At 61.9% G+C, this 23,273-nt stretch carries 21 protein-coding genes; 8 read left to right on the top strand and 13 right to left on the bottom strand.

Translation table 11 applies throughout. The annotated features are described in order from the left end of the window. Positions 1-208: 208 nt before the first annotated feature. From ILT43_RS15155 to ILT43_RS15120, 8 genes are all read right to left on the bottom strand, one after another. Positions 209-3,844, bottom strand: coding sequence for a YobI family P-loop NTPase (locus ILT43_RS15155; RefSeq protein ID WP_486377076.1), 3,636 nt, complete (start codon positions 3,842-3,844; stop codon positions 209-211). Positions 3,845-3,887: 43 nt separating this feature from the next. After that, positions 3,888-4,268, bottom strand: coding sequence for a DUF2971 domain-containing protein (locus ILT43_RS15150; RefSeq protein WP_204199813.1), 381 nt, complete (start codon positions 4,266-4,268; stop codon positions 3,888-3,890). A gap of 26 nt (positions 4,269-4,294) precedes the next feature. Then, on the bottom strand, positions 4,295-4,858 hold the full coding sequence (locus ILT43_RS15145; protein WP_204199812.1) for a DUF2971 domain-containing protein: 564 nt from the start codon (positions 4,856-4,858) through the stop codon (positions 4,295-4,297). A gap of 285 nt (positions 4,859-5,143) precedes the next feature. Then, positions 5,144-5,905 (bottom strand): meso-2,3-butanediol dehydrogenase, encoded by a 762-nt coding sequence (budC, locus tag ILT43_RS15140; RefSeq protein WP_056397257.1) that lies wholly within the window; start codon positions 5,903-5,905, stop codon positions 5,144-5,146. Between the two features lie 81 nt (positions 5,906-5,986). After that, positions 5,987-7,072: a catalase family protein gene (locus tag ILT43_RS15135; protein WP_204199811.1), complete on the bottom strand. Its 1,086-nt coding sequence runs from the start codon at positions 7,070-7,072 to the stop codon at positions 5,987-5,989. An 11-nt stretch (positions 7,073-7,083) separates the two neighbouring features. Then, positions 7,084-9,114 (bottom strand): alpha/beta fold hydrolase, encoded by a 2,031-nt coding sequence (locus tag ILT43_RS15130; protein ID WP_204199810.1) that lies wholly within the window; start codon positions 9,112-9,114, stop codon positions 7,084-7,086. A 172-nt stretch (positions 9,115-9,286) separates the two neighbouring features. Next, a complete protein-coding gene (locus tag ILT43_RS15125; RefSeq protein ID WP_211534559.1) occupies positions 9,287-10,369 on the bottom strand; it encodes a catalase family protein in 1,083 nt (360 codons plus the stop codon). A 55-nt stretch (positions 10,370-10,424) separates the two neighbouring features. Beyond that, complete coding sequence (locus tag ILT43_RS15120) at positions 10,425-11,387, bottom strand: alpha/beta hydrolase (RefSeq protein ID WP_204199808.1); 963 nt, start codon at positions 11,385-11,387, stop codon at positions 10,425-10,427. 258 nt (positions 11,388-11,645) lie between these two features. On the opposite strand from ILT43_RS15120, the gene ILT43_RS15115 reads away from it, so the two are divergent. Next, positions 11,646-12,392, top strand: coding sequence for a Crp/Fnr family transcriptional regulator (locus ILT43_RS15115; RefSeq protein WP_204199807.1), 747 nt, complete (start codon positions 11,646-11,648; stop codon positions 12,390-12,392). Between the two features lie 213 nt (positions 12,393-12,605). Here ILT43_RS15115 and ILT43_RS15110 read toward each other — a convergent pair whose 3' ends face one another. Then, positions 12,606-13,379, bottom strand: a complete 774-nt coding sequence (locus tag ILT43_RS15110) for an alpha/beta fold hydrolase (protein ID WP_056638197.1) — start codon at positions 13,377-13,379, stop codon at positions 12,606-12,608. 262 nt (positions 13,380-13,641) lie between these two features. Further along, positions 13,642-14,238, bottom strand: a complete 597-nt coding sequence (locus ILT43_RS15105) for a TetR/AcrR family transcriptional regulator (protein WP_204199806.1) — start codon at positions 14,236-14,238, stop codon at positions 13,642-13,644. A gap of 115 nt (positions 14,239-14,353) precedes the next feature. On the opposite strand from ILT43_RS15105, the gene ILT43_RS15100 reads away from it, so the two are divergent. Further along, complete coding sequence (locus ILT43_RS15100) at positions 14,354-15,634, top strand: MFS transporter (RefSeq protein WP_239474808.1); 1,281 nt, start codon at positions 14,354-14,356, stop codon at positions 15,632-15,634. 248 nt (positions 15,635-15,882) lie between these two features. Here ILT43_RS15100 and ILT43_RS15095 read toward each other — a convergent pair whose 3' ends face one another. Then, a complete protein-coding gene (locus tag ILT43_RS15095) occupies positions 15,883-16,677 on the bottom strand; it encodes an aspartyl protease family protein (RefSeq protein WP_204199804.1) in 795 nt (264 codons plus the stop codon). Positions 16,678-17,320: 643 nt separating this feature from the next. Continuing rightward, positions 17,321-17,965, bottom strand: a complete 645-nt coding sequence (locus tag ILT43_RS15090; protein ID WP_204199803.1) for a Crp/Fnr family transcriptional regulator — start codon at positions 17,963-17,965, stop codon at positions 17,321-17,323. 335 nt (positions 17,966-18,300) lie between these two features. On the opposite strand from ILT43_RS15090, the gene ILT43_RS15085 reads away from it, so the two are divergent. Next, entirely contained in the window at positions 18,301-18,507 is a 207-nt protein-coding gene (locus ILT43_RS15085; RefSeq protein ID WP_204199802.1) for a hypothetical protein, read from the top strand. Between the two features lie 435 nt (positions 18,508-18,942). On the opposite strand, the gene ILT43_RS15080 is transcribed toward ILT43_RS15085, so the two are convergent. Further along, the gene (locus tag ILT43_RS15080; protein ID WP_204199801.1) at positions 18,943-19,395 is read right to left on the bottom strand and encodes a DUF6894 family protein; all 453 of its coding nucleotides are present in this window, start codon (positions 19,393-19,395) and stop codon (positions 18,943-18,945) included. A 280-nt stretch (positions 19,396-19,675) separates the two neighbouring features. On the opposite strand from ILT43_RS15080, the gene ILT43_RS15075 reads away from it, so the two are divergent. From ILT43_RS15075 to ILT43_RS15055, 5 genes are all read left to right on the top strand, one after another. Next, the gene (locus ILT43_RS15075; RefSeq protein ID WP_204199800.1) at positions 19,676-21,157 is read left to right on the top strand and encodes an aminotransferase class I/II-fold pyridoxal phosphate-dependent enzyme; all 1,482 of its coding nucleotides are present in this window, start codon (positions 19,676-19,678) and stop codon (positions 21,155-21,157) included. Between the two features lie 144 nt (positions 21,158-21,301). Further along, the gene (locus ILT43_RS15070) at positions 21,302-21,667 is read left to right on the top strand and encodes a hypothetical protein (RefSeq protein WP_204199799.1); all 366 of its coding nucleotides are present in this window, start codon (positions 21,302-21,304) and stop codon (positions 21,665-21,667) included. Between the two features lie 285 nt (positions 21,668-21,952). Then, positions 21,953-22,234, top strand: coding sequence for a DUF6894 family protein (locus ILT43_RS15065; protein ID WP_204199798.1), 282 nt, complete (start codon positions 21,953-21,955; stop codon positions 22,232-22,234). Then, a complete protein-coding gene (gene mepK / locus ILT43_RS15060; protein ID WP_204199797.1) occupies positions 22,231-22,776 on the top strand; it encodes a peptidoglycan L,D-endopeptidase MepK in 546 nt (181 codons plus the stop codon). The genes ILT43_RS15065 and mepK overlap by 4 nt, the downstream gene beginning before the upstream one ends. A 302-nt stretch (positions 22,777-23,078) precedes the next feature. After that, positions 23,079-23,249 carry a hypothetical protein gene (locus ILT43_RS15055; RefSeq protein WP_204199796.1) on the top strand — a complete coding sequence of 57 codons (171 nt, stop codon included), beginning with the start codon at positions 23,079-23,081 and terminating at the stop codon, positions 23,247-23,249. Positions 23,250-23,273: the final 24 nt, after the last annotated feature.

Genomic DNA, 23,273 nt, shown 5'->3' with positions numbered 1-23,273 from the left:
AGAGCCGCCGTTCATTTAGGTAGTAACGATGGTTTATGGCCCCGCCGTTCTCGAGCGATAAAGATGTAGTCAACCGGCTGTTGAAATCTCTGCAGAGAGAGGTTCATCGATAAAGACGATTGCTGCGTGGCTGTGAAGTTAAGCGGGAATGACCGGAAGATCGCCGCGATAGCCGGCGCGGCCGGGCCAACTCGACTAATCAACGAGGCTACTTCCTGCGCATGTTGAGGCGTATGTCGTCATCGAAGAGGCCGCCCTGCTTCCAGGACGATATGAACCCACGGTCCTGCAACCATGATGCGAATTGGCGGTTGATCTCGCTGTTCTCCAATCTCGGAGTAGCCCAACCAGGCCTGATGTCCGGCATCGGGTCCGGCAGCAGCGCGAACAGGTCCATGATCTCCGCGTCCGCCAGACGGTCCTGCAGCATGTTGAACAGCGAGATCTGCGTCCCGAGCGGGCGGGAGCGCAGGATGACCGCCTGCATCCCCTCCGCGTCTAGGTTCTCAACGACGACGCCCGTGCGGGCGAGGATGCCGCCGACAAGGGCAGCTCTAGAGTGCATGTCGTGCAGCACGGACAAATCCATCGAGCGGATAATCTTCAACCGGCTCTCATCCGGGATGTCCGACCCGAGGAGTCGCGCCTTCAGATCCTCACTCACCTCCAGCTCGTCCTCGAGCCTGAAGAATTCGTCCAGGTTGCCGGTGACAAAGGCCGCGGCCAGCGGAACGTCGTCCTCGAGCTGCGCCCGCGCAGCGCCCGAGAAGGTTATGCGGTCGAGCTCGACTAAAGCATGGCGTTTCTCCTTACCGATGGCATCCGGAAACGACTTGAACCGGGTCGGCAGGACCTTGAGGTATGCCGCGTAGGCCTCGTCGCTCAGCGCGTCGTTCTCGACGACGAACCTGCGCAGGGGGAAGGCGGCATCTCCGCCGGGCATCATGTGGCCGCCGAGCGCCGCGATCGTCTGCTCCCTGTCGAGGAAGTTCGTTAGGACATCCGCATCGAAGGTTTCCCGGCCGATGAAGAAGAGGCAGTTGTCCCATGTCGGCTCGATCCTGCCCATGCCCACCAGCGCCGCCTGGTAGTCCGGCGGGACCTGCTCAAGGGTGGGAAGCGCGGTCGTCTGACGCTCGATGAGGCTGAGCACAAGTTCGCGGTCCACATCCGTCCGGGCGAGGATGCGCAGGATCGCAGGGACGTCTTCGTGACGGTTGTCCGGCAGCTGCAGCAGCACGTCCTTCAGATACGCGCCGAACTGACGCTCGACCTTGGCCTGCAGCGGTTCGTCCCCCCCGTCGAGGACGAGGGTATAGTTGCATTCACGCGAGCGTCCGTCGTTTGGGACGCCGAGCACGGCCCTGAACACGAACTCCAGGTTGCCGATGGACAGATGGTACAGCCCGCGCTCGTGCAGCATCCCGACGAAGCCGGGATGCGGTTCCAACGCGGACAGGTCGGAGACCTCGAGGTCGAGCGACCGCAGTCGCTCGGGTGCAATGTCGATCCCGAGCGCCAGGATCGCGGGCAGTTCCGTCGCGAGCAGATCCGCTAGCCCGGGATGACGTTCGGCGAGGGTCTCCAGCTGTCCGATCGGCAAGTGGCCCAGCATCCTGGCCACGTGGGTTCGGGCGGCCGGACTAGCGAGGATGCCCGGCACGAAGCCCGGCCAGCCGGACGCCAGTCTCGACAGCAGCGTCGTGACCTTGGTGCCGCTCGCGTAGTAGGCCGCGAGGAAGTCCTCACATTCACCGAGGTCGGATGCGATGAAGCCCACAAGGCGCGACGTCTGCGCCTCGTAGGATGATGGATCGGCGAGCAGGCAGTCCACGATCCTCACGTTGAAGGCGTAGTTCCGTCCGAAGTCCTCGTCGCGCATCTCGACGACGACCTCCTTGGCGTTATCGATAAGGAAGTTCGGGTCCGGATTGCTGAAGCCGCGTATGCGGATCAGGAACTTGTTGTCGTTCGGCGACAGCCTGCCCGAGTGGAACAGCGACGTGTACTGGTAGTAGGTGTCGTCGAGATGCCCCTCGAGCACCAGGAAGCGGGCTAGGTCGGCATCGTCGCCGAACGCGGCGAACATGCTTTCGAGCAGCTCCGAGCTCTCCCTCAGAACCTCGTTGAACTTCATCATTCGCACGCGCGAAAGTTTCGTCCTGAGCTCGGCGATCGACCTGGTGGCACCTTTCCTCGAAGTGGCCGACCGTCCCTCTACCAGGGATGTGCGCTCGGCGAACGCCGCGCCGTCCTTCAGCTTCGCCGCGAGGCCGCTTAGCGATATGCGCTGTGCTCCCCGCTGAGGCCCGGTCGCGATCACGTAGTCCGAGGCCAGAAGCGCCTCGAGGCGCTCGCTTCTCGCCAACTCCGTCACGGGGATCAGGCTGCCATGATCCACCCCGACGTGGGTTACGCCTTCCGGGAGAATCTCGATGACACCCATCGCGTAGATGGCGCGCAGCTCGGCCAAGTCCTCGGGCAGCTGTCTACCGGAAGCGTGCACCGCCGCCTCTAGACGGCCGATCTCGGCTGTCAGGCTGGCCTCGGTGGCGGCGATGTACCGGTCGTGCCCATGCAGGACCTCCGCGAGCTGCCCCCGCCCGCGGTGGAGCTGCTCGAAGTCGCTCGGGAACACGTTCTTGTAAATGAGGACGGCCAGCAGCTTGGTCGCGTCGAGGTTGGTTTCGCCCTCCGTCTCGAGGTTCGCCACGTATATGGCGTACTCGTTGAAGATGTTCTGGATGAGCCTCAAGTCGCTGAGATACCTTGAGACCTCCCGCACGAACTGCCGGTCCAGCCTGTCGTCGATCGAGAGGCGCCTCCCCTGCTCGAGCACCTTGTCGATCGAATTCGAACTGTTGATGATCGGGATGACCGGGATGATAAACTCGAAGAACTTTGTCCGATCGGTGCTTACGAAAATGTCGTCCCGGATGGCGTAGAGGAAGCGGACCTGCCGCCTCACGCTGGCATTTGCGTTCACGAGACTGTTGATCTCGCGCAGCGTGACGAAGATCTCCGGATTGTTGAATCTGTCGAGATCCTCGATCACGACCAGGTCGTATGGCGTAGATTGAAAGAAGTAGACGATCTCGTCGAGGTGACGATTTAGGATCGACTCCTCCGTCACCGCGTTCGGCGATATCTCGATGTCCTTGAGCGAGATGCTCTTCAGCGAGATGCCGAAGCTGGCGACGTAGATCTGGTGGAAGATCAGCCAGAGGAAGCCCGCTCCGACGACGAACACGAGCAGGTTGAACCAATTCTCCATTCCGAGGGGCCGGAAGTACGCGCCCGACATGACCGCCTCGCGCCGCTGGATCAGCTGCCAGCACGCGACGAGGCCAAGCGCGCAGAAGAGGGAGACGACGGACGCCCACCGGCCAGGTCGCTGGATCCGCTTGAACCTGAATAGCGGCAACCTGTCGGCGTCGGCACCGTAGAGCATCTGCTGGAGTATGCTCCGCTCGATCTCCTGCCTACTCACCGTAGGGTTGCTCCGCTCGGTCTCCCGCCGACCCTCCTGGTCGGCGGACGCGGCGGCATCTGGCAGGAACGCGGCCAGGGAAATCTGGAGAACGGGCCGATTATAGTTCTTCAGGAACGACTTTATGATGCTGCTCTTGCCCGATCCGTATGGGCCGGTGAGCGCGATGTTCATCACGCGCGGATTGTCGGTGGCCTCGGTCAGAGCGCCAGAATAGATGCCAGCCTCATCCGCCTGATCGGTAGGAGCCAAATCGACGAACTTGGGTCCGCGCCCTTCCTCGTTTGGTCGGTTTTCCAGCCATCTCGCCGTCGAGATAAGCCATCGCGTTAGCTTGGTCCGAGGGTTCGACAAGACCGCAAGGCTCCTTTAATCGATCGAAGACGTTAGGTCTGGATTAGCCCTGTTGCCGCAGCGGGATGGCCGCGATTGAAACTTTGCCTGCTGGATCAATGCCCAACCCGCGTAGAATTTCCTGAAATGCCCACGCGACTTGGTTCGGGTAGACGCAAGGCCCGATGATGATCCTGTCGAGCAGCCTATCGAGGTTCATCCAGGGCATATTCAACCCTGGCTGGTCCGTCAGAGGTACCTTGCAGACCATCTGCGGAATGCTGCGGACCGTTTCGATGCTCGACTTGATGAATGGCGACGGGTCGGAAAGCGGCCGGTGAATGACGCGCCACTCCTGCTCCTCCGCGAACGCAGGGTGCTTGAACGATAGCGTGGCGAATTGGAGTGCGTTCGTAATTATCGACTGCGCGTTCTGGAACGGCACCTGCTTGATTGTCTCGATGTTCGCCGTCAGCCCGTCAGCCCGTCAGCCACCTCTTTCAGGTTTGAGAACAGCACCGTCTCGTCCCCGTATGCGACCGGGCTTGAGTAAGTGTTTAGCTGGCCAGCATCATTCTCGAATACCTCCGTCTTGAAGATGAGCGCGACCCCCGACGTTGGGCCACCATACGCGCGCCACATCGACAGCCGCCCGAGGAAGTCTTCGGGATCGTGCGCCGATAAAGAGGTCAAATAGGTCTGGGTTCGCGACTGCCATTCTACCTTGTTGATGAATTCAGCAATTGAGTTCCAGAGGCCAGGATGTGCGCCGTTTAGCGCGGTTTCCAGCTGAGCCCCGACGCCCATCTGAAGGGCGGCAATAAGGCAGGCGGTGCCGTATGCGACTTCAGAAAAGTCATTCATTAACTGCGCGTTGCGGAGCCAAAGCGTCTTGGTTTTAAGGATTAGCGCGGCATTCTCGGCGGTGGTGTAATGGGCCATTCTCAGCCCCTTTTCAAACACCTCCTGAAAGCGCCGCATCTCGTAGGGAAACGCTAATTCCTGCAGCGCCGTGATCGCTTCGTCCTCGCCCATCCCGCGAAGCTAACACCCTGACTGCGGTGGAGGAAGCACGCTTGGTACTACCCTGGTACCCGGAAGCTGCCAGGCTGCAAACGGCCCCGGTCCGGCCGCGCATTGTCTTCTGAATGGACGACAGCTTTCGGGAAGCCGGAGCCCGGCGGCGGGCGGCGGCTTTTGGGTCAAAATTGCTGCGACGTGACTCCATTGGCATGAGCAATTTGCCCGTGATGAATCTGGCACCAGCGGCACGGTCCAATCCTGAATAGTGGGCGGGCGCAAGGGCCCGCCTCACATTCATTAAGACAGCGGCGGTTGCCCGTTTGACGCGGTCAGCCCGCCATCGACCGGCAGATTCACGCCCGTCACGTAATGCGCATCGTCGCTCGCCAAGAACGCGATCGCCCCCGAGATATCGGCGGGCTGGGCACCGCGGCCCATCGGAATACGCTCTTCGAACTTGGCAATCAGCTCAGGCTGTTTCTTCATGCCCGCGGTCAGCGCGGTGTAGGTGAGCGACGGATTGACCGCGTTGACGCGGACGCCGTGCTTCGCCTCGTCCATTGCCAGCGCGCGGGTAAAGTTGCTGACCGCCCCCTTCGCCGCGCAGTAGAAGCTGTGGTTCCAGTCGCCACCCAGGCCCGACACTGACGACACGTTGACGATGCAGCCCTTGGATTGTCGCAGGTGCGCGATCGCCGCGCGGCTCATGTGGACGACACCATAGAGATCGGTTTCGATCACCTTGGTGAATTCAGAGAAGTCGCCCTCGTCGACTTTGCCCAGATGATCGACGCCGGCGTCGTTGACCAGCACGTCGATCCGACTGAAGCGATCGATCGCAGCCTGGACGAGAGCTTCACATGCCGCGCGGTCCGACACGTCGATCTCGCGGGTTTCGACTGTGCCGTGCAGCTCGCCCGCCAGCTTGTCGAGCGCGGCCTTGTCGATGTCGCCTAACACCAGCGTTGCGCCTTCCTCAGCGAAGCGGCGCGCGGCGCCTTCACCGATCCCCGAGGCGGCACCGGTGATGACGATGACCTTGTTGGAAAAGCGCGCCATTACGCATTCTCCGCCTGAACGTCGTGCTTGCCTTCGAACTTCATGATTGTCCTTTCACTATCGTCAGCACTGGCGTTCAGCTTAGGCTGGAATGTCCCGGATGTCGGCGGTGTTCGCGGCGGCAATGCCGTTCTCTCGGTGGCGGAAGTCGCTGAGCGCCTGGTAGACCTGCATGCGCGCGCGCATCACGCCGCCGAGCGGGCGATGCACTTCCAGACTGTGGGCCGGGCGGAACGTCATCACCTCGTCGAAGTAGCGGACGCGGTCGGGACCATAGGCTGACTGCCGCGGCAGTCGGATCGTGGCGACGGTGCGATACGGGCTTTCGCTCGTCGGCCAGTCGACGGAGGTGTCCTCGATGGGCTGCGTCTCGGCATCGGTCCACAGCTGCGCCCGAAGCTCGAACACCGCATCGTTGCCCTCGAAGTAATCCACCGCGGCATGGCGGAAGCCATCCTCGTCCTGATGAGGGTCGAGCTGCCAATCGGCGAGTGCCTTTTGCTCGGCTGCAACGGGAAACGCCCCGATCTTGGCGACATGGTCGCCGAAGCGCACCGGGCATTGGCTGAAATATTCCTCGACCAGCGGGTGGCTGAAGGGATGGCCGTAGAAGTCCAGCGTCGGGCTTGGACCCGCGCCGACGGCGTTCAGCACCTTGTTGATGTTGCGAGCGACGGAAGCGACCGCGCTTTTCACCCCCTCAGGCATCGGAACCGTCAGGCCGATCTTCTTGGCCTGGGAAAGGAAGCCGGCGGCGGTCCCCGCCGGAAAGGTCGTGCCGCTGGCAAGGACGAAGTCCTGCGTTGGCGCATCATGGCCGGGCAGCTTCGCGCCCTCGACGCCGAACACCTTGATAGACATGCCGCGATGGGTCGAGACGCGATCGCCGAGCTTCTCACCGGGTCCTTGCGCGAAGCGGACGGCGACATCGAACGTGCCAGGTTCCGCGAACAGGCCCTGTGCGAGCTCGGGCGGCAATCCGGGCGCGACGATGAGCTTGCCGATCACGCACGCCGTGCTCTTGGCGTGGCTCGCCCGCACCGCGTGCCCGTCGCGCTTCTCGACCGTCTGGCTCTCCTGGGTCATGCCCTGGATGATGCCGTCGGTGCTCTCCTGTTCGTCGGGCTCTCGTGTTTCGACATCGGGCGAATAGCGAAGATAGGTCATGGGATGTCCGATCACTTGGCGGGAGCGAAGGAGAACAGCTGCGTCTTGATCGACGGCGGTGCGCCGGGCGTGAACCAGTTGGTGTCCTGTATATGGCTGGCGGTGACGTACATCGTCCCGTCGCGCCCTTCCGAGAAGGTGTCGGGCCAACGCAGCCGGCGATCGGTCAGCACTATCTCAACGGTCGCTCCGTTCAGACGCTTGATCGCATAGTCAGTGGGCGAGGTCAGGTAGAGCACGCCTGCCTTACTCATCCACAGACCATCAGCGACGTGGGTCTGCGCGACCGTCTTCACCGCTGCCGCCCTATCGGCCTCGCTGACGTCTGATCGCAGCTTCGCGGTGTCGATCGAATAGAGCGTCTTTCCGGTCAGCGCCTGATAGAAGAGCGTCTTGCCGTCCTTGGAGATGGCGATGCCATCGACGGCGAAGGCGGGCTGCCGGCCATCGGGGCGGACCAACGGCTTGCCGTCGAGCGTAACCTTCACCGTCTTGTCGATCTGCGTCGAGGCGTGCCCATCGAGCGCGCGGTGGCTCTTGCCGCTTTCCAGGTCGACGACGATGATCGCGCCGCGCGTGCCGCTGTCGGTGATGTAGCCGGTCTTGCCGTCGGGCGAGAAGCGGATGTCATTGAGATACGTGCCCTGCAGCGCGACGTCGCCGGGAACCAGGATCGTCTTCGTCACCGTGTTCGACGCCAGATCGATGCGGACGAGCTTGGGCGCGCCTTCGAGGATCTTCTCGTTCCCCGGCGCGCCGGGATCGAGCACCCAGAGATTGCCGTGACCATCGGGCACGATCGACTGCACGCAGACGAAATATTCACCGACCGGCAGTTCGTTGGCGCGGGCGTTGCGCCAGCTGTTCCACTTGGCGTCAGGATAGGGGCGTAAGGATCCGTCCTTCATCACTTCGGCGACGGAGATAGGCGCGTCGTCGGTCCAGCGGGGGAAGTTGACGAAGCGCCGTCCATCCTCGGTCACCGCCACGCCGGTCGCCTGATGATCGAACTGCGCCACCTGCGTCAGCTGTGCGCTGCGTCCCTGGGCATGGGCAACGCCGGCTGCGGCAGCGGCGACCAAGCCGATGGCGGCAATCCCGGCGGCATAGGGGGCGGCTTTCTTCATGGACAGGTTCCTATCGGTGACATCGGTGAGCACGGCGGGATTGCCGGCGAAGAGGGTAAGGAGGTGGCGCACCACCGCTTGCGGGTTCTCCCGCTGCGGGAAGTGGCCGACCCCGGTCATGGTGATGCGCGCGAACGGCCCGGCGAATTTCGCTCGCACGTCCTTCGCGGTCGAGGGAGGGTTCACGCCGTCGGCATCGCCGTGGATGTAGAGCGTCGGCAGCGACAACGTCTTGGTCGCCTTGACCTTGTTCTCCAGCCAGGCGCTTCGTGGATCGGGTTCCGCTTCGCCCCAGCGTGCGCGATAGCTGTGGAGCGTCACGTCGACCCAGTCGGAATTGTCGAACGACCGGGCGACACGGTCGAACGTGGCCTCGTCGAACCATCCCGGTGGCGACCAGTTGACCCAATGCAGATGGGTGAACCCGCGCCGGTCTGCACGTACCGCCTCCGCCCCGCGCGCGGTTGCCATGAACCAGTGATACCATTGCCGCTGGGTCTGCTCGAACGGCGGCGTAGGCATGCCGCCGAGCCGGGGCGGGGTCGACAGCATGGCCATCCGCTCTACCCGATCGGGCCACCCGACGGCCAAGGCCTCGGCGGTGTTCGATCCCCAATCGTGCCCGGCGACCATGAAGCGGTCGATGCCGAGCGTGTCGAGCAGCGCGATCATATCGATCGCGAGCATCGCGCTGTTGCCGGTTCGCGAGGTATCGTCGTTGAGAAAACGCGTGGCGCCGAACCCACGCAACGTCGGGACGATGACGCGGAACCCTTCCGCGGCCAGTGTGGGCGCCACCTGATCCCACGTCGAAGCGTCATCCGGCCAGCCATGGAGGAGGAGCACCGGCTGTCCCTCCTCCGCGCCGTGAATCGACACCTCCATGTTGAGGTCGCCGGCGGTAATCATCGGCATTCGTCAGCCTCCTGGCGGTTCAAACCTTTGCGGACGTTTCGTCGACCCTGCCATTTCACCGTCGCTGCGAAACCAGCGGTTCAACGGCCTTCAGAACGGCCAAGTGCCCAATTCGCCTCCAAGCCGATCTGTCCACGGTCAGCGTCAAGGGACCGAACGCCACCTTCGCCGTTCAGGCGCGACCGCCAACAGGCTCGTGATAGGGGCAACCGTTTACGTGGGCGCGGAAGTCGGCGGAGTGGCGGTAGGTCCCGTTGCGTGCCCGATTGATGTTGCCGAGCGGCTGATGTGCGGCAAGACCGGTCCAGATCGAGAAGCGCATCTCCTCGTTGATCTTCTGAAACTTGTCCTCGTTCAGGCTGTCCTGCTTGGCCGCCCGAATGGTCGCGACGGTCTGGAAGGGCGCATCGTCCTGCTTCCACTCGACGGTCGGGTCCTCGACCGGTTGCTCCTCGAGGTCGCGACACAGTTGCACCCGTACCTCCCACTCCATCTCAAGCACCTGGGTTTCCGACCGGATCACGTCCCGCAAGGCGTCCGGCCGGCCAGTCGCGTCGATCGTGGTGTCGGTCTGATCGGTCAGGTCCTTGGACACGGGGAAGATCGCGAATTTGGCGATGTAGTCGCCGTGACGGAACGGCGTGACGCTGAAGTAGGTCTCACCGAGCGGATCCGAGTTGGGCGCCCCGCCGAGCGTCTGCACTTTCGGGCTTTCAATCCCGACCGCGCTGAGCACGGTGTTCACACCGCGCAACACCTTGGACATCGCTTCCTTGGTGCCCTCGAGCTTGTCGGTGGTGCCTGCCAGGAGCTTGAGGTTACCCAGGAACTGGTCGGCGGTCTTGTTCTGGAACACCGAGCCGTTGACCATGACGAAGTCCTGCGTCTGTCCATCGGCACCGGGCAGGCGTTCACCGTCGACGTCCATCACCTTCAGCGCCAGACCACGCGGCAGGCTGATGGTATCCGGCAGGATGTCGCCCGCGTTGGTCGAGAAGCGCATGACGACCTTGTGCTCGCCCGGGGTGGCAAACAGGCCTTGGGCCAGCTCGGGGGAAAGCCCGTCATGGACAATTAGCACCCCATCGAGGAAACCGTGCGCCTTGGCGTGGACCGAACGTACAGCGTGACCATAGTCCTCCGCTGTCGTCTCAAGGATCTTGTCGAACGTCTCGTTGAGCTTCGTGATCGTCTCGGCTTCGTCGGGTTTAACATCCTCGACGTCGGGAGAATAGCGGACGGGGGTCTGGGTCATGGTCATTGGTCCTCTCCGGCAAGGAGGCGGCGGCTCGACGCCGCCGCCGTCACGCTCAGCGGCGGGTTGCTGGCGCTTCAAACGCCGTCTTCAGCCGTGCGACTGCGAGATCATTCGCCTGCTTGGCGCCGTTCACGACCTTGGCCATGCCGAAGAACTCATGGGTCACGCCCGGGAAGGTCTTCTGCTCGACCTTGTCACCGGCCGCCCGCATCGCGGCCGCCAGCGTCTCTCCATCCGAGCGTAGCGGATCGATCTGCGCGTTGATGATCGTCGTCGGCGGCAGACCACGCAGGTTGGCGGCGACCAGGTTCAGGCGCGGATCCTGCGCATCCGCCTTGCTCGTCTGATAGTAGTAGCCGAACCACGGCAGCATGGCAGTGTTCAGCGGCTTGGCGTTCGCCGAATCCCGCCGCGAAGGCAGCGTCATACTGCTGTTCGCGATCGGATAGACCGAGACGATGTGGCGCGGCACCGTCAGGCCGTTGTCGCGCGCGTAGATCGCGGTCGCGACCGCAAGGTTGCCGCCGGCGCTCTCGCCGACCGTGGCGATCTGTGCGGGATCGCCGCCCCAGCTCGCCGCATTTTGCAGCGTCCAGCGATAGGCAGCGGCCGCATCGTCATGCTGTGCCGGGAACTTGAACTCGGGTGCGTGACGATACTCGACCGAGACGACGATCGCGTTGAGCGCCTTGGCCATGGCACGCGGCGCGGCATCGTAGGTATCGACGTCGGCGATCACCCAGCCGCCGCCGTGATAATAGACGATGACCGGCATCGGCTTGCCACCGGCTGGCGCACGGGCCGGCTTGTAGATGCGCGCGAATTGCTTGGGGTCGCTGCCGTAAGGCAGGTCCCGCGTCGTCACCGACGGATCAGGCGCGGTCGACATACCTTTCTTCTGCATCGCCGCCTTGGCTCCGTCCGCAGCCGAGGGCTGCATACGGGCTTCCGCAGGCGTGAGCGTCTCGATCGGCTTGCCGCCGAGCGACGCGAGCGCGTCCAGGACCGACTGCATGTCGGGTGCGGCCTTCGGGGGCTGCACTGATGTCGCAGGAGGCGGTGGCGGAGGAGGTGCAGTGATCGAGCGGGCTGACTGGGCCAGAGCCGGAACGCCCGCGATCGCGGTCGACGCGGCGATCAGCATGGAGATGGTTCTGCGCAAATATTCCTCCTGTAACTATCCGTTTCCCAACCATTGGGCGACCTTCAGCGTTTCGGTACGAAAGTAGACCCAAGCGTTTGGGCAGCGAGGTTGGGCAGTATGGGCGGCGGAATGGATGATATGGCTTCGATAGTGGATGGGACGCGCAGGTCCAACGCGCTGCTCTGTGAGGCGAATGCGCTGCTGCGTCTTTTGAACGACGCTGACCGCGCCGCCCTCACGCCACATCTGGAACTGGTGCCGTTTCGCAACGGCGACATGATCGCACGCGCCGGCGATGCGGCCGACAGCATCTGCTTCCCGTTGACCGGGATCGCTGCGATACTCGACTCGCTCGAGGGCGACCGCCGCTACGCGGTCGCGCTGGTCGGAAGCGAAGGGTTCATCGGTTGGCAGTTGTTGCTTGGCAACGGGCGCTGGTCGCATGACGTGGTGATGAGGGCCGAACACGGCACGGCGATGCGGCTGTCGGCTGCGGCGTTGAACGAGATACTGGCCGAACGTCCGGCGATTCGAACCGTCCTGCTCCGCTTCGTCGACGTGGTCATGACCCAGATGTCGAGGACTATCGTCTCGTCCCTCGCGCACTCGATCGAGCGGCGGATGGCACGCTGGATCCTGCTCTACCACGATCGTGTGCGGGAGGACGACATCTGCATGACGCACGAGGAGTTCAGGCTCATGCTCGGCGTCCGTCGCAGCAGCGTCACCGACGCCCTCCACAAGCTTGAAGAGGATGAGGCTGTCCGCTCCGTACGCGGGCGCGTGATCGTGCGCGACAGGGAGCGGCTGCTGCTGCTCGCTGGCGACACATACGGGTTCGCCGAGGCGGAGTATCGGCGCCTACTCGGCCTCTGATCCTACAGATGCGTAGACGATGGCGCCTAGGGCGACCTCAGTGGCTGCTCGAACAGTCCGCATCGCCATCGGTTCGTCCTCAAAATCGGATGAGCAGTAGAGATTGAGATGAACGAATGACCGCAGCTGGGAAGCGATAAATATGTCGCGAATGGCCGGGATTGGGTCGATGCTACCATCATCGCGCAATCGAGCCGTGAAGCGGGTGGAGCATCACCTCGTCGCGTCGAGAATGACGGCGACTGTCTCCTCCGGCGTGTCCCACATAGGAAAGTGGCCGCTGCCATCAAACCAGTGGAGCTCGGCGCCGGGAAAGGCTGCCTGCGCGCGCGCAGCCTGTCTGGGGAGGCAGAGCCGGTCGTGCCTGCCCCACCCGATGACGACCCGGCCGGTGCCGGCAGCGGCGGGACCGGACTGCTCAGGTCCCGTGGCAAGGCTCCGGACCAGCGCATCGAACGTCGGCGTTGTACTGAGACCTTCCAGCTCGGTCGCGACGGTCTCCCCGTCAAGCGCCCAAGGACGCGCGGAGAGCTGCGCGAGCAGCGCCGTGCGCGACGCTGCATTCCGGCTCAACGCCGGCAGGCCTGGCCGGATGGCCCGCAGTAAGCGACCGGAGGCGCCGATGGTGGTTTTGAAGAAGGTGCGCTCCCAGCCCCGCCAGAAGCCGCCCGGATCGAGCGCGACGACGTTCCCGACGAGTCCGCGCCGTGCGAGCTCAAGCACGATCCGCGCACCCATGGAACTGCCGACGACATCGACGCCGGACAAGCCAGCCTCCGCGATGTAACGCTCGACGCTGCCGACCAGACCATCGAACGTCCCGCTGTCGGATTCGGCAAGGGTAGCCCCATGGCCGGGAAGGTCGACCGCGATGACCTTTCGCGAGGCGCTGAGTGGGTCCAAGACGGTACTCCACGATTGCCAACTCCCGCCCAGGCCGTGGATCAAAAGCAGCGTGCGGCCAGTGCCGCGCTCAATCGTGTTCATGCCGTCTCCGCCTCGTCGTTGTAAGAAGCTCAACGAGCCCGGTCGCTTCGCGGGCCCGGCTTTTATCGGCCGACGGGCGCTGGAGATCGGCCCATAGGCCCGCGCCGGCAGGCGGTGGGGCCGGGAAAGTCTGCCTGTTCAGAAAAGGGTCATTGAACATGAACGAGCGACCGCTTGCGAGTAAGCGCTACGACTGCACTGAATGGCCGATTTTGGGTCAACAGGTCCCCAGTTGGGAAAGCCCGCCCAAGCAGAAACCTGTTCACTCCTCAAGGGTTGAGCGACAAAGTAGAGCCTCGGCTGCCGTGTTGGCGACGGCAAGCAGTCTTGGCTCGTCCCATCCCTCTCGCGCTGCAGCCGATAGGCCGAGCATTGTCGTAGCAACGTAATCTGCGACACGTCCGGGAGCTTTAATTCCCGCATCGTCCAGAAATTCCGCCACCCTGCTGCGGTTTTCTCCCGCAATTTGTTTGGCTGCGATGCCCCAATCCGTTATGCCTGCTTTTGCGTGTTCAAGGATCAGGCAACCACGCCGCTGCGAACTAGTGGTATAAGCGTGCGCCGCAGCTCGCAGCATGTCGCCAAGCGCCGCCATCGGCGCTGCACCCGGCATCAGGAAGCGGTCCAGCGGCACCACGGTGGCCGAGTAGAGCCTTAGGCTCTCTTTGAAGAATGCGGCCTTGCTGCCGAACGCTGCATAGAAGCTCGGCGGAGTAATCCCGATCGCCTCGGTCAGCGCCGCCACGCTGACGTTTTCATAGCCATGCTCGTGAAACAGGTGCTGCCCGGCTTCGACCGCAGCTTCAAGCGCGAATCCCCGGGGCCGCCCCCGTGGCCGCTTATTTTCGTTAATGGTCATTACACAACCCGCTTGCCTGTGTCAGTCATATTTGTATAGCGACCATTCATAGAAATGACCATGCCTCAGGTTCGTCTCGGCGCAGAGGTGGTATCAACGATGCACAAAAACAGTTATGCCTCCATCCTCCAACAAACGCCGCGTTGAAGCGAGCATAGCTCCACGCTCCAAACTCCCGACCGCGGCCCTTGCTGGTCTCGCCGCCAGTGGCTTTCTGTGCATTGTGACCGAAACACTTCCTGCTGGCCTACTCCCGCAGATCGCATCCGGCCTGCAGATCTCCGAGGCGATCGCGGGACAACTCGTTGCCGTCTATGCGCTGGGGTCCTTGCTGGCAGCGATCCCGCTCACGAGCCTGACCCAGGGGCTTCGAAGAAGACCGGTCCTACTTACCACCATCATCTGCTTCGTTGTCGGCAACACGCTGACCGCTTGGGCCGGATCGATCACGGTCGTGCTGGTCGCGCGGTTCGTCGCCGGGTGCGCGGCGGGTCTCGCCTGGGGAATCCTTGCGGGTTACGCGCGCAGCATCGTGCGTGCCGATCAGACCGGCCCGGCAATGGCCCTCGCCATGGTCGGCGTGCCGCTGGCGCTGTCACTGGGTGTTCCCATAGGCACCTTCCTGGGCGGTTTGGTTGGGTGGCGCGGATCGTTCCTGATCCTCTCGGCACTGAGTGTCGTGCTGATCGGCTGGATTATCTTCAAGGTTCCCGATGCCCCCGGGCGGACGGGTGACGATCGTCCTTCTCTGCGCCGCGTCGTCGCGACACCGGGTATCATACCGATCCTGCTCGTCATCCTTGCCTGGATGACGGGCCACAACATCCTCTACACCTACATCGCGCCGTTCGCGACCGCTGCGTCCGTGCGGGTCGATCTCGTCCTGCTGGCGTTCGGCATCAGCTCGCTCGTCGGCATCTGGATCGTCGGGCGACTAGTCGATCGGATGCTGCGCATGCTGGTATTGCTCGCGATCGGATCGTTTGCCGCCGTCGCCGTTTTCCTGTCGCTCATCGGCGGCCAGGGCCTTGCCGTCTATGCAGCAGCCGTTGTCTGGGGTCTTGGCTTCGGTGGTGCCGGGGCGATGATGCAGACGGCGTCGGCGGACGCAGCCGGTGATGGCGTTGATCTGGCGCAGGCGATGGTGACAACGGCTTGGAACCTGGCGATTGCGGCCGGTGGGTCGCTTGGCGGGGTGCTCCTCACGACGGGAGGGACCACGCTGCTGCCGCTCGCTGTCGCCGCGCTGGCCGTAGCCGCCTTCCTCATCGCCCTGGCCGCACGCCGCTTCGCCTTCCCACCGGGTCATCGAACACCGTTGACCACAGACCCGACGATAAGCTCAACATCCCATCCTTTTTTGAGAAAGGCCGCAGCGCCTGACGACGTCCGCTAACGCCATCTGCTTTCCTAATAGCGGAGCGGCCGCTTCCCAGCAGATCACGACGTTCGTTAGTGGATGTCCAGGGTGGCAAGCTGGTCGTTCGCGACGATGAACGAGCGTCCGAAGTTGGGGAGCGGGAAGGGCGGGCTGAATGTCCACTTGTGGGTCCTCTTCGCCGCGAGCAGTGGCATAGTTTATGCGGATTTCGTGCCGTCCACAGTCGATCGAACAGCAGCCTCAAGCCTTTGGACTGCCAGCGTTCACTCCGGGCGGGCGGGTGGCCCCTGATTAGTTTGCCGGACGATCAGCATTACCTGCCTTGCCGGGCCGTCAACGACGCTGGTTCCCTGAAGGAAGAAGCCGCTGCCGAGGAGACCGTCGCTTGCTCCTACGGGTACGTAGCCGCTGGCAATCGGCGCCGTCTGTGAAGAGATGCTGCCGATCCTCAGAGCTCCGGTAGCCACCCTGGATCTTAGCGCCGTGCCGTCGGCCGTGATACCGTTCTGCACGGCTGTACCTTTCTCTGACCCTCCCGCGACCTGCTTCCAAGCCGCGTCGCTGAGCCGGACCGCACCCGAGTAGCCGAAATCGACGAGCAACCTCACCTTGTGACCGTTGATAGTGGCCTCGACCACGTTGCCCGGCAGCAGGGGAAGGCGGGCGATATCCGGTCCGTCGAGCTTTATCGACCCGCTCGGCAGGAACGCGACCTGCTTCTTATCGGGCTGCAGCATTACGGCCATGAGGTTAACAGCGTCGCTGCCGAGCACAGCGTCTATCTGCCGTCCGAGCGCCTGCGACATCTGGCGTAAGTCGAACGAGGCCAGCTCGCTCGTCAGGGTGAACGCGTTTGGGACGTCAAGCACAGTGCGGCCAGTCCTGAAGGTCGCGATCTCGGCCGAACCGGTCAAGGCTTTCGCCGCAGTCTGGCTGATGGGAATGCCTGCCCGTTGGGCGAATCTCGTGTCTACGACCGTGCGTCCGGTTCCGTTGTCCAGGAGGATCGTCGCCGGCCTGTTGTTTACAAGGGCCTCGAAGATGACCAGTCCCTTCACGATCTCCATCCCTTGCGGTGCCCAGTCACGGCCAGCGACGAGGCGCAGGACGAGCCGCTTGTCTCCTGCCTCTGAAGCCGAGGATTTGCTGGCCGAACCAGGCACCGATAGTTGCCCCGCATGCACAGGCTCACACGCGAGCAGAGCGACGAGCAGGAAGATACGCTGAGGCGGACTGCGCGGTTTAGACCGAACCATGCCGATCAGTATCCAGTCGTTCGTCGAGCATAGCAAGGCGTCAACCAGCAGCGCACAACGCTACCGACTTGCACACGGCTGCCGGAATGGATCATCAGCACCTCCAAGCGGCAGCTATTTCCAGCACGCCTGGCGGACCTGAATGCCAATCGAGCGATCAACATCAACGCTGGTGCTGGACTTTATTCGAGGGCGGAACATCGGTGTCTAACATGTCCATCGCGCCGCTGATCAATGCCGCGACTGCGTGGTGTTCAAGCAGATCGGCATCGCGGAGTGCATAAGCGAGACGCTGGCGAAGTATATTCAAATTAGTCATCGGGGCATGACACATCACGGTTTCTCGCTTTGTGGATTGTCAGTCTTCGAGGGCGCGCTCCTCAGCCACCCGAGATCGCGCTTTGTCTGATTGGCCTTCATCACAGCGCGCAGATGTGAGCCGCTGTCAGATCAGGGCCCGAAGCGATGCGGGTGGAAGTCCATCATATTGGCATTCGCCAGCCATCGCGGTGTGATTGTCGATAATTGCGTATTTGTCGGTAATCGTTGCCCAGCGTCGATCGCGTAGTTCAGTGAGGCTGTTTGCGACCTGTGAGCGCGATATGCCGAGTAGATCGGCAAAATGATGGTAGGTCAGCGGCAGCCGGAATCCTCCTGAAACATCGGTGCCCCGCCGGCTTAATCGGTCGCGCAGTTCGAGCAGGAGGTAGCCCATCCGTTCGGTGGGTCGCTGTCTGCCCAGCAGCATCAAGCGCATGTCGGCCCGATGCTCCTCCATCAGCAACGTCGCTATGAGCGCTTCAGAGAGAGCGGGATGCGCGGCAAGCACGACCTCAAAGCCTGATGGATCAAGGCTGCATACGCTGACATCTGTCAGCGTACGGACCGAGTGGCGCACTTTGCCAGTGAAGGGTGCCTGCAATCCGATCAGATCTCCTGGCAGCAGTATGTCGAGGATCTGTCGGCAATTCTCGCGAAGATCGATGTAGCGATAAGCCCAGCCGCTGAAAATTGTATAGACAGGGATCTTCTCGGCACCAGCCTTTAAAAGATCCGTTCGTGCAAGCACTGTATCCTGGCCGATCTTCATCGACCGGACCTGTTTCAGCTCATCCCCAGCCAATGGTCGGAACGAGGATAGCACCCGCAAGGGGCAACCCTGGCAATCAACAAACATTCGCAGCTCACTCACGGCTCACGGAACGCCCCCCGCGAGCGGGCGGGCGGGAAAATACGTTATATCTTACTCAGTTAGGTTAAGCGTCCTGACGCTAAAAGGGTACAATTTTGGACTGCCGTGTCAGATTTACACTCTTGGAAGGAAAACGCGTGTTCGTAAACTTAATGTGCAAATACAGCACCTTATCATAGGTTAGAGTATTGTCGGGTAGCCCCGATTGTTCGTCAGGGTGCGTGGAGGCTAATATGATGTCGGAAACGAATGCAGAGCTTCTCGTGCGAGCGCGGCGGTACCGCAATCTGGCCGGTATGATCGACGACCCGGAGGCCGTACGATCATGCCTCGAAATTGCCGAGGCGTGCGAGGACAGGGCGAACCAGGCCATCCTTGTTGCTGGATCAGTGCCGGAGGTCATGATTGATTACAATCCGCTCGCTCAGCCTGACCAATGAAGTGCAACGCATCGATCAGCAACTGCAGTGCAAGGAAGTCCTTTCGAAAAATGGGCAATTTCAGGTTACATTCTGAAAGTAATAAGATAAAAGCTAGTAAGTACGTGTCACTGCTTGTCTGGATATCACTCGACGATGAGCAAGGCTGCTTTGACATGGTCAGTTGCGATCACCTCGTCCAGTGACTTTAGGATAGCTATAACTGTTTTAAGCACGTGGCATATCGCGGCGTTGGCAGGATCTATGTCTTCTGGTTTAAGTATCATCTGCGCTCCTTCGATGGGGAGTTAGAGAGGCTCATCGTCCTCTGGATCACACGCAGAGTTCCACTGCAGTTCGTCTCACCACGACCGGCAGCATCGAATAGGAAACAGGCCCTCTGAAAACCAGCCGCTATGCACACCCTCATGAGGGCATAACGCATAGGAGCCGCTTTCAAATGCCGAATGCGGAACTGTGCGCGAGATCGATGCAGGCATTGGCAGCGGCAGGATTGTTAGATCCCTCAGCGATGGCGCGAAAGCGTGCCAATCGTTCAATGTAATCTTCTTCCGGAGGGCTAACGGCTCCTGTTACTGGCTGACGGACGTGCCAGGCAGATGATCGATGTATATGTTGATCCAAAGCTCCAAATGGTGGCCGATCATAGCCGCTCGCAGAAATGCGGCTCACCACTGATGTGAAATGCAAAACGTAGCTCTTTCCTCCGGGCGGTACGATGATGATCGCCTGATCGAGATCGATAGCGCCGCCGAGCAGGTCGTCGCAGATAATACACTGCGCCGGCTGAATCGCGTAAGAAACTGCATCGGCCATATCCGCTCGTTCGACACCTTCGGCGTCCTCGGAAAGCCCGTCCCTGTTTGCAAGATGCATTAGATATTTCATGACTAACCTAAATCAAATGGCTAACTACTTCCAATATATGTCTTAAGCCTATCGCTTTTAGCGAGAGTGTAAAAATGGACGGGCCATTCAGAATCGGACCGTCGTGCACGTCGTCGCCTATCGCCTCGTCCGATTTCAAGATGACGACGGGTGACGGCGGACAAATCCGCCTGGTGGCGCATCATGCTGATATTGCGTGCTATTTAACCTGAGTTACCGGCGGCGCTGGATAGGCAGGGCGTGAAATCGTTTCACCTGCTCGGCTACAAACGGGCAGGGTATGGATCAGAAGAGCGCACCACTCGCAGAGGCTCTGGCCGCAATTGAGAAGAGGCCGGTCATTGGCTTTGGCGCGCCCGGTCATAATCAGGGTGCAGCCATTCCGTCAGGGATGAAGGCGTTGCTGGGCAAACGGGTCTTTCAGGCGGATGTGCTCACACCGAAAGGGCTCGACGATCGTACCGAGGGCAAGCTGGCCCTGCAGCGGGCCCACGAGATTGCCGCAGAGGCGTGGAACGCTGACTTCTGCCGCTTCGTGACTGGCGGCTCTACCCAGAGCCTGCATACCGTGATGGCGGCGGTTGCAGCGCCTGGTGACACGATCCTGATCGCGGCCAATGCTCACAAGGCGGAACGCACCTACGCACTGGCGACGGGGCTGAACGCGATCGTCGTCCCGGTCCACGTGGATGAGGAGTGGGACATCGAACATGGTGTGACGCCGGACACGCTGAGGGCTGTGCTGGCAGAGCATCCGGATGCGAGGGCCTTCATCCTCGTCAGCCCTACCTACTACGGCGTCACCAGCGACGTCGCAGCGTTGGCAGACATCTGCCACGAGCACGGCATTCCCTTGATCGCTGATGCTGCTTGGGGCGGAGCGTACGCTTTCTGCGAAGCTCTACCGGACGATCCGCTAACCAAGGGTGCCGATGTCGCCGTATACAGCGCCCACAAGACCATGGGAGCTTTGGCACAGGCGTCGGTGATCGTCGCCAAGGGCGAGTTGATCGACCGGCAGCGGCTCTGGATGGCGTACGAACTGTTCGAGACGACCAGCCCGTCTGTTCCCATCCTGGCGACGCTTGACGCCACGCGGCGTGATCATGCGCTAAACGGCGAACAGATGTGGACCGCCGTCATCGCGGAGGCAGTGTGGCTACGGGGGCAGCTCGCAACGATTAAACCTCTTCGCCTCTTCGTTCGTGATGACCTTCCGACGAATTGCGATCTGGATATAACCAAAGTCCTTATCGACGTGTCGGCTCTCGGAGTTTCCGGCTACGCGATCGACGACTGGCTCTACGCCCACCACCGGATCAGTGTGGGCCTGTCGGACGGCAGGCATCTCCTTGTTGTGCTGTCATTAGGGACAACGCGATCCGATCTTCGCAAGCTCGTCCGCGCGCTGAAGGACCTGACGCGCAAGCTGGCGGCTGACCCGTCGATCCTGCCGCAGGCCCCCGCGATGCCCGGCATCGGCACGTTGTCAGTCGAAATGGTGATGGCGGGGCCGGATGCGATGAGTGGGCCCGCAAAGATGGTGCGATACGAAGATGCCGCCGGCCAGATCGCAGCGGAGATGATTGCGCCGGCACCTCCGGGAGTGCCGCGGCTCGTACCCGGGCAGCGTATTACCTCGGCGCATGTGTCATGGCTGGTAGCTCAGCGAGATGCCGGAGCTTTTGTTATGGACCCTGTCGATCCAACGGATGCCACGGTACGGATCGTCGAGAAGGGAAGTGGAAGCGTCGTTTGGTAACCGGCAAACGCGAGTACTCAGGCTCAAGGAGCAATCTCGACCTCCGCGGTCAAGGCGTGGCAATAGGACACGGGCCTTGACCTATGACCTTGCGCTGAGGTGCGACCGACGGCTACCTTAGTAAGCATCTGCCGGGAGAATGTCGTGTCGCTCAGAGTTGGCCGGAAGTTTGTCTGGTTGGATGATAGATCGGTCGGATTTGACAAGATCGTTTCTGTAGAAGTCGAAGAGCGGATTAAGCCAGCGAGTTTGAAGTGTGTCGGATGGGCTGGCACGGCCGTCCCTGCGATGCTGGCTGTTGGTATTCACCCGCTGCTCTACCCGCTGCCCGCGGTGTCTGTGGCGATCGCTGGATTTAGCTTCTACGCAGCCGCGCCACAAACGTTGTACTGTTTGAGCGTGAAAACCGTCAGCGCCTCAACCCTTGAGGCTGTAACAACAGAGTTGGAGCAGGTTCGCCGGTTGCAGAATGTCGTCGGCAGATCCGAGGGCTTCGTAGCTGTGAGGTGAGCCCTCGCTGTGAGCGGCGGGGTAGCGGCGCATGCCTCCCCGTTTGGTACGGCGGACGTTAATGTGATCCCCCGGCCGACGCCGTTTGCGGTGGATCAACGGGTGCTGCGGCTGACCCTAGTCAGCATTCAGTCTGTCGCAACTCATCGAAATCAGACAGCATTCTTGACCGAGTTTATCGGCCATGAAAATGGTCGGTGGTAATGATCCGCTATCGCCGGTCGACCGTCAGTGCGGCCACGGGATCCATGCGCGAACCATCGCCAACACCACAGGAGGCACATCATGCCTCGCTACTTTTTCCATGTCCGTGATGGCACAATGGCGCCCGACTGGAACGGCCTCGAGCTCGCCAACTTGGGTGATGCTCGTCTGGTGGCGAACCGCTTTGCGGGCGATCTGCTAAAGGAGCTGAAGCAGTTCCCCGAGAGCGGTAACTGGAGCCTGGTTGTCACGGATGGGCAGGGGCTGAACCTGTTCACGCTGCTGGTTGCCTCGATCGATGCGGCTGTGCTGCCACCACCGTCCGATCCGAGGCGACACAATGAAAGTGGGAGTACGGAATGATTGTGGACGATTGCGGCCGACGCCAGGTGCTTGGGGGTGCCGCTGCGCTCGTAATGATGGCTCTGTCAGCCCGCGTGTCCGCCCGCGCGCCCGAGCGGCGCATCGGCTTTTCGAACCCGCACAACGGTGAGCAATACGACGCCTGCTACTTCTCGGGCGGCCGCTACCGGGAGGACGGACTGGCAGAACTGAACCATGCCATGCGCGACTGGCGAACTGGCGAGGCGCGTCGCATGGATCCAAGGCTTTTGGATTTGCTGGTCTCGCTGCGTGATCGTCTCGATGTATCGCCGCGTAAGCACCTCAGGCTGATCTCGGGCTACCGGTGCCCGCGGACAAACCGCGCACTCCACGCCCGCTCGTACAGCGTTGCCAGCAAGAGCCAGCACATGCTGGGCAAGGCGAGCGATATTGCCATACCCGGTGTAGCGCTGCACCAGTTGCGCAAAGCTGCCATTTCGCTGCGTGGCGGCGGTGTCGGCTACTACCCGCATGACGGCTTTGTCCATGTCGACACGGGACGGGTGCGGCAGTGGGGATGAGACAGCCGCAAATGTCGCCTGAGATGCGTCGCGTATTCGCCCCGGTTCTGGTGGGGTGCGTTCGAGAAGCTTGTCCGCCTAGGCCAGACGAGCTCGTGGCGGTCACCGAGCGCATCCGCCGCGAGGCCTTTCCGACAGCCACCGTCTCAGACGGCTGGCGACGCGCATGGTGTGTCGCCTGTGCCGCCATCCTCGCCGCGGCGTACCTCGCCAAGGCCTTGGCAATAGCCGAAGCGGAGGAACAGCGGACCTCCACTCTGCCTCGACCGCACTGACATAAAGCCGCATTCCAGAAGGCGATCATGGCGATCTCCAGTCAGACCTGTCGAGACATGGCCGATGCCGATCGTGCTGCGGCAGCCCAAGAATCTCTGCCAAAGGCGCGTCAGCTTCTCCTGCAATCTGCCGAGCGGTGGGAGGAGATGGCCGAACGGGCTCGACAGCATGAAGAAATGATGCGCGGAGATGTGTGAGTACCTCGATGGCGACGGTTCGCC

Source organism: Sphingomonas longa, assembly GCF_016892685.1.
Classification (GTDB): domain Bacteria; phylum Pseudomonadota; class Alphaproteobacteria; order Sphingomonadales; family Sphingomonadaceae; genus Sphingomonas; species Sphingomonas longa.
This window is presented reverse-complemented; position numbering and strand designations above follow the sequence as displayed.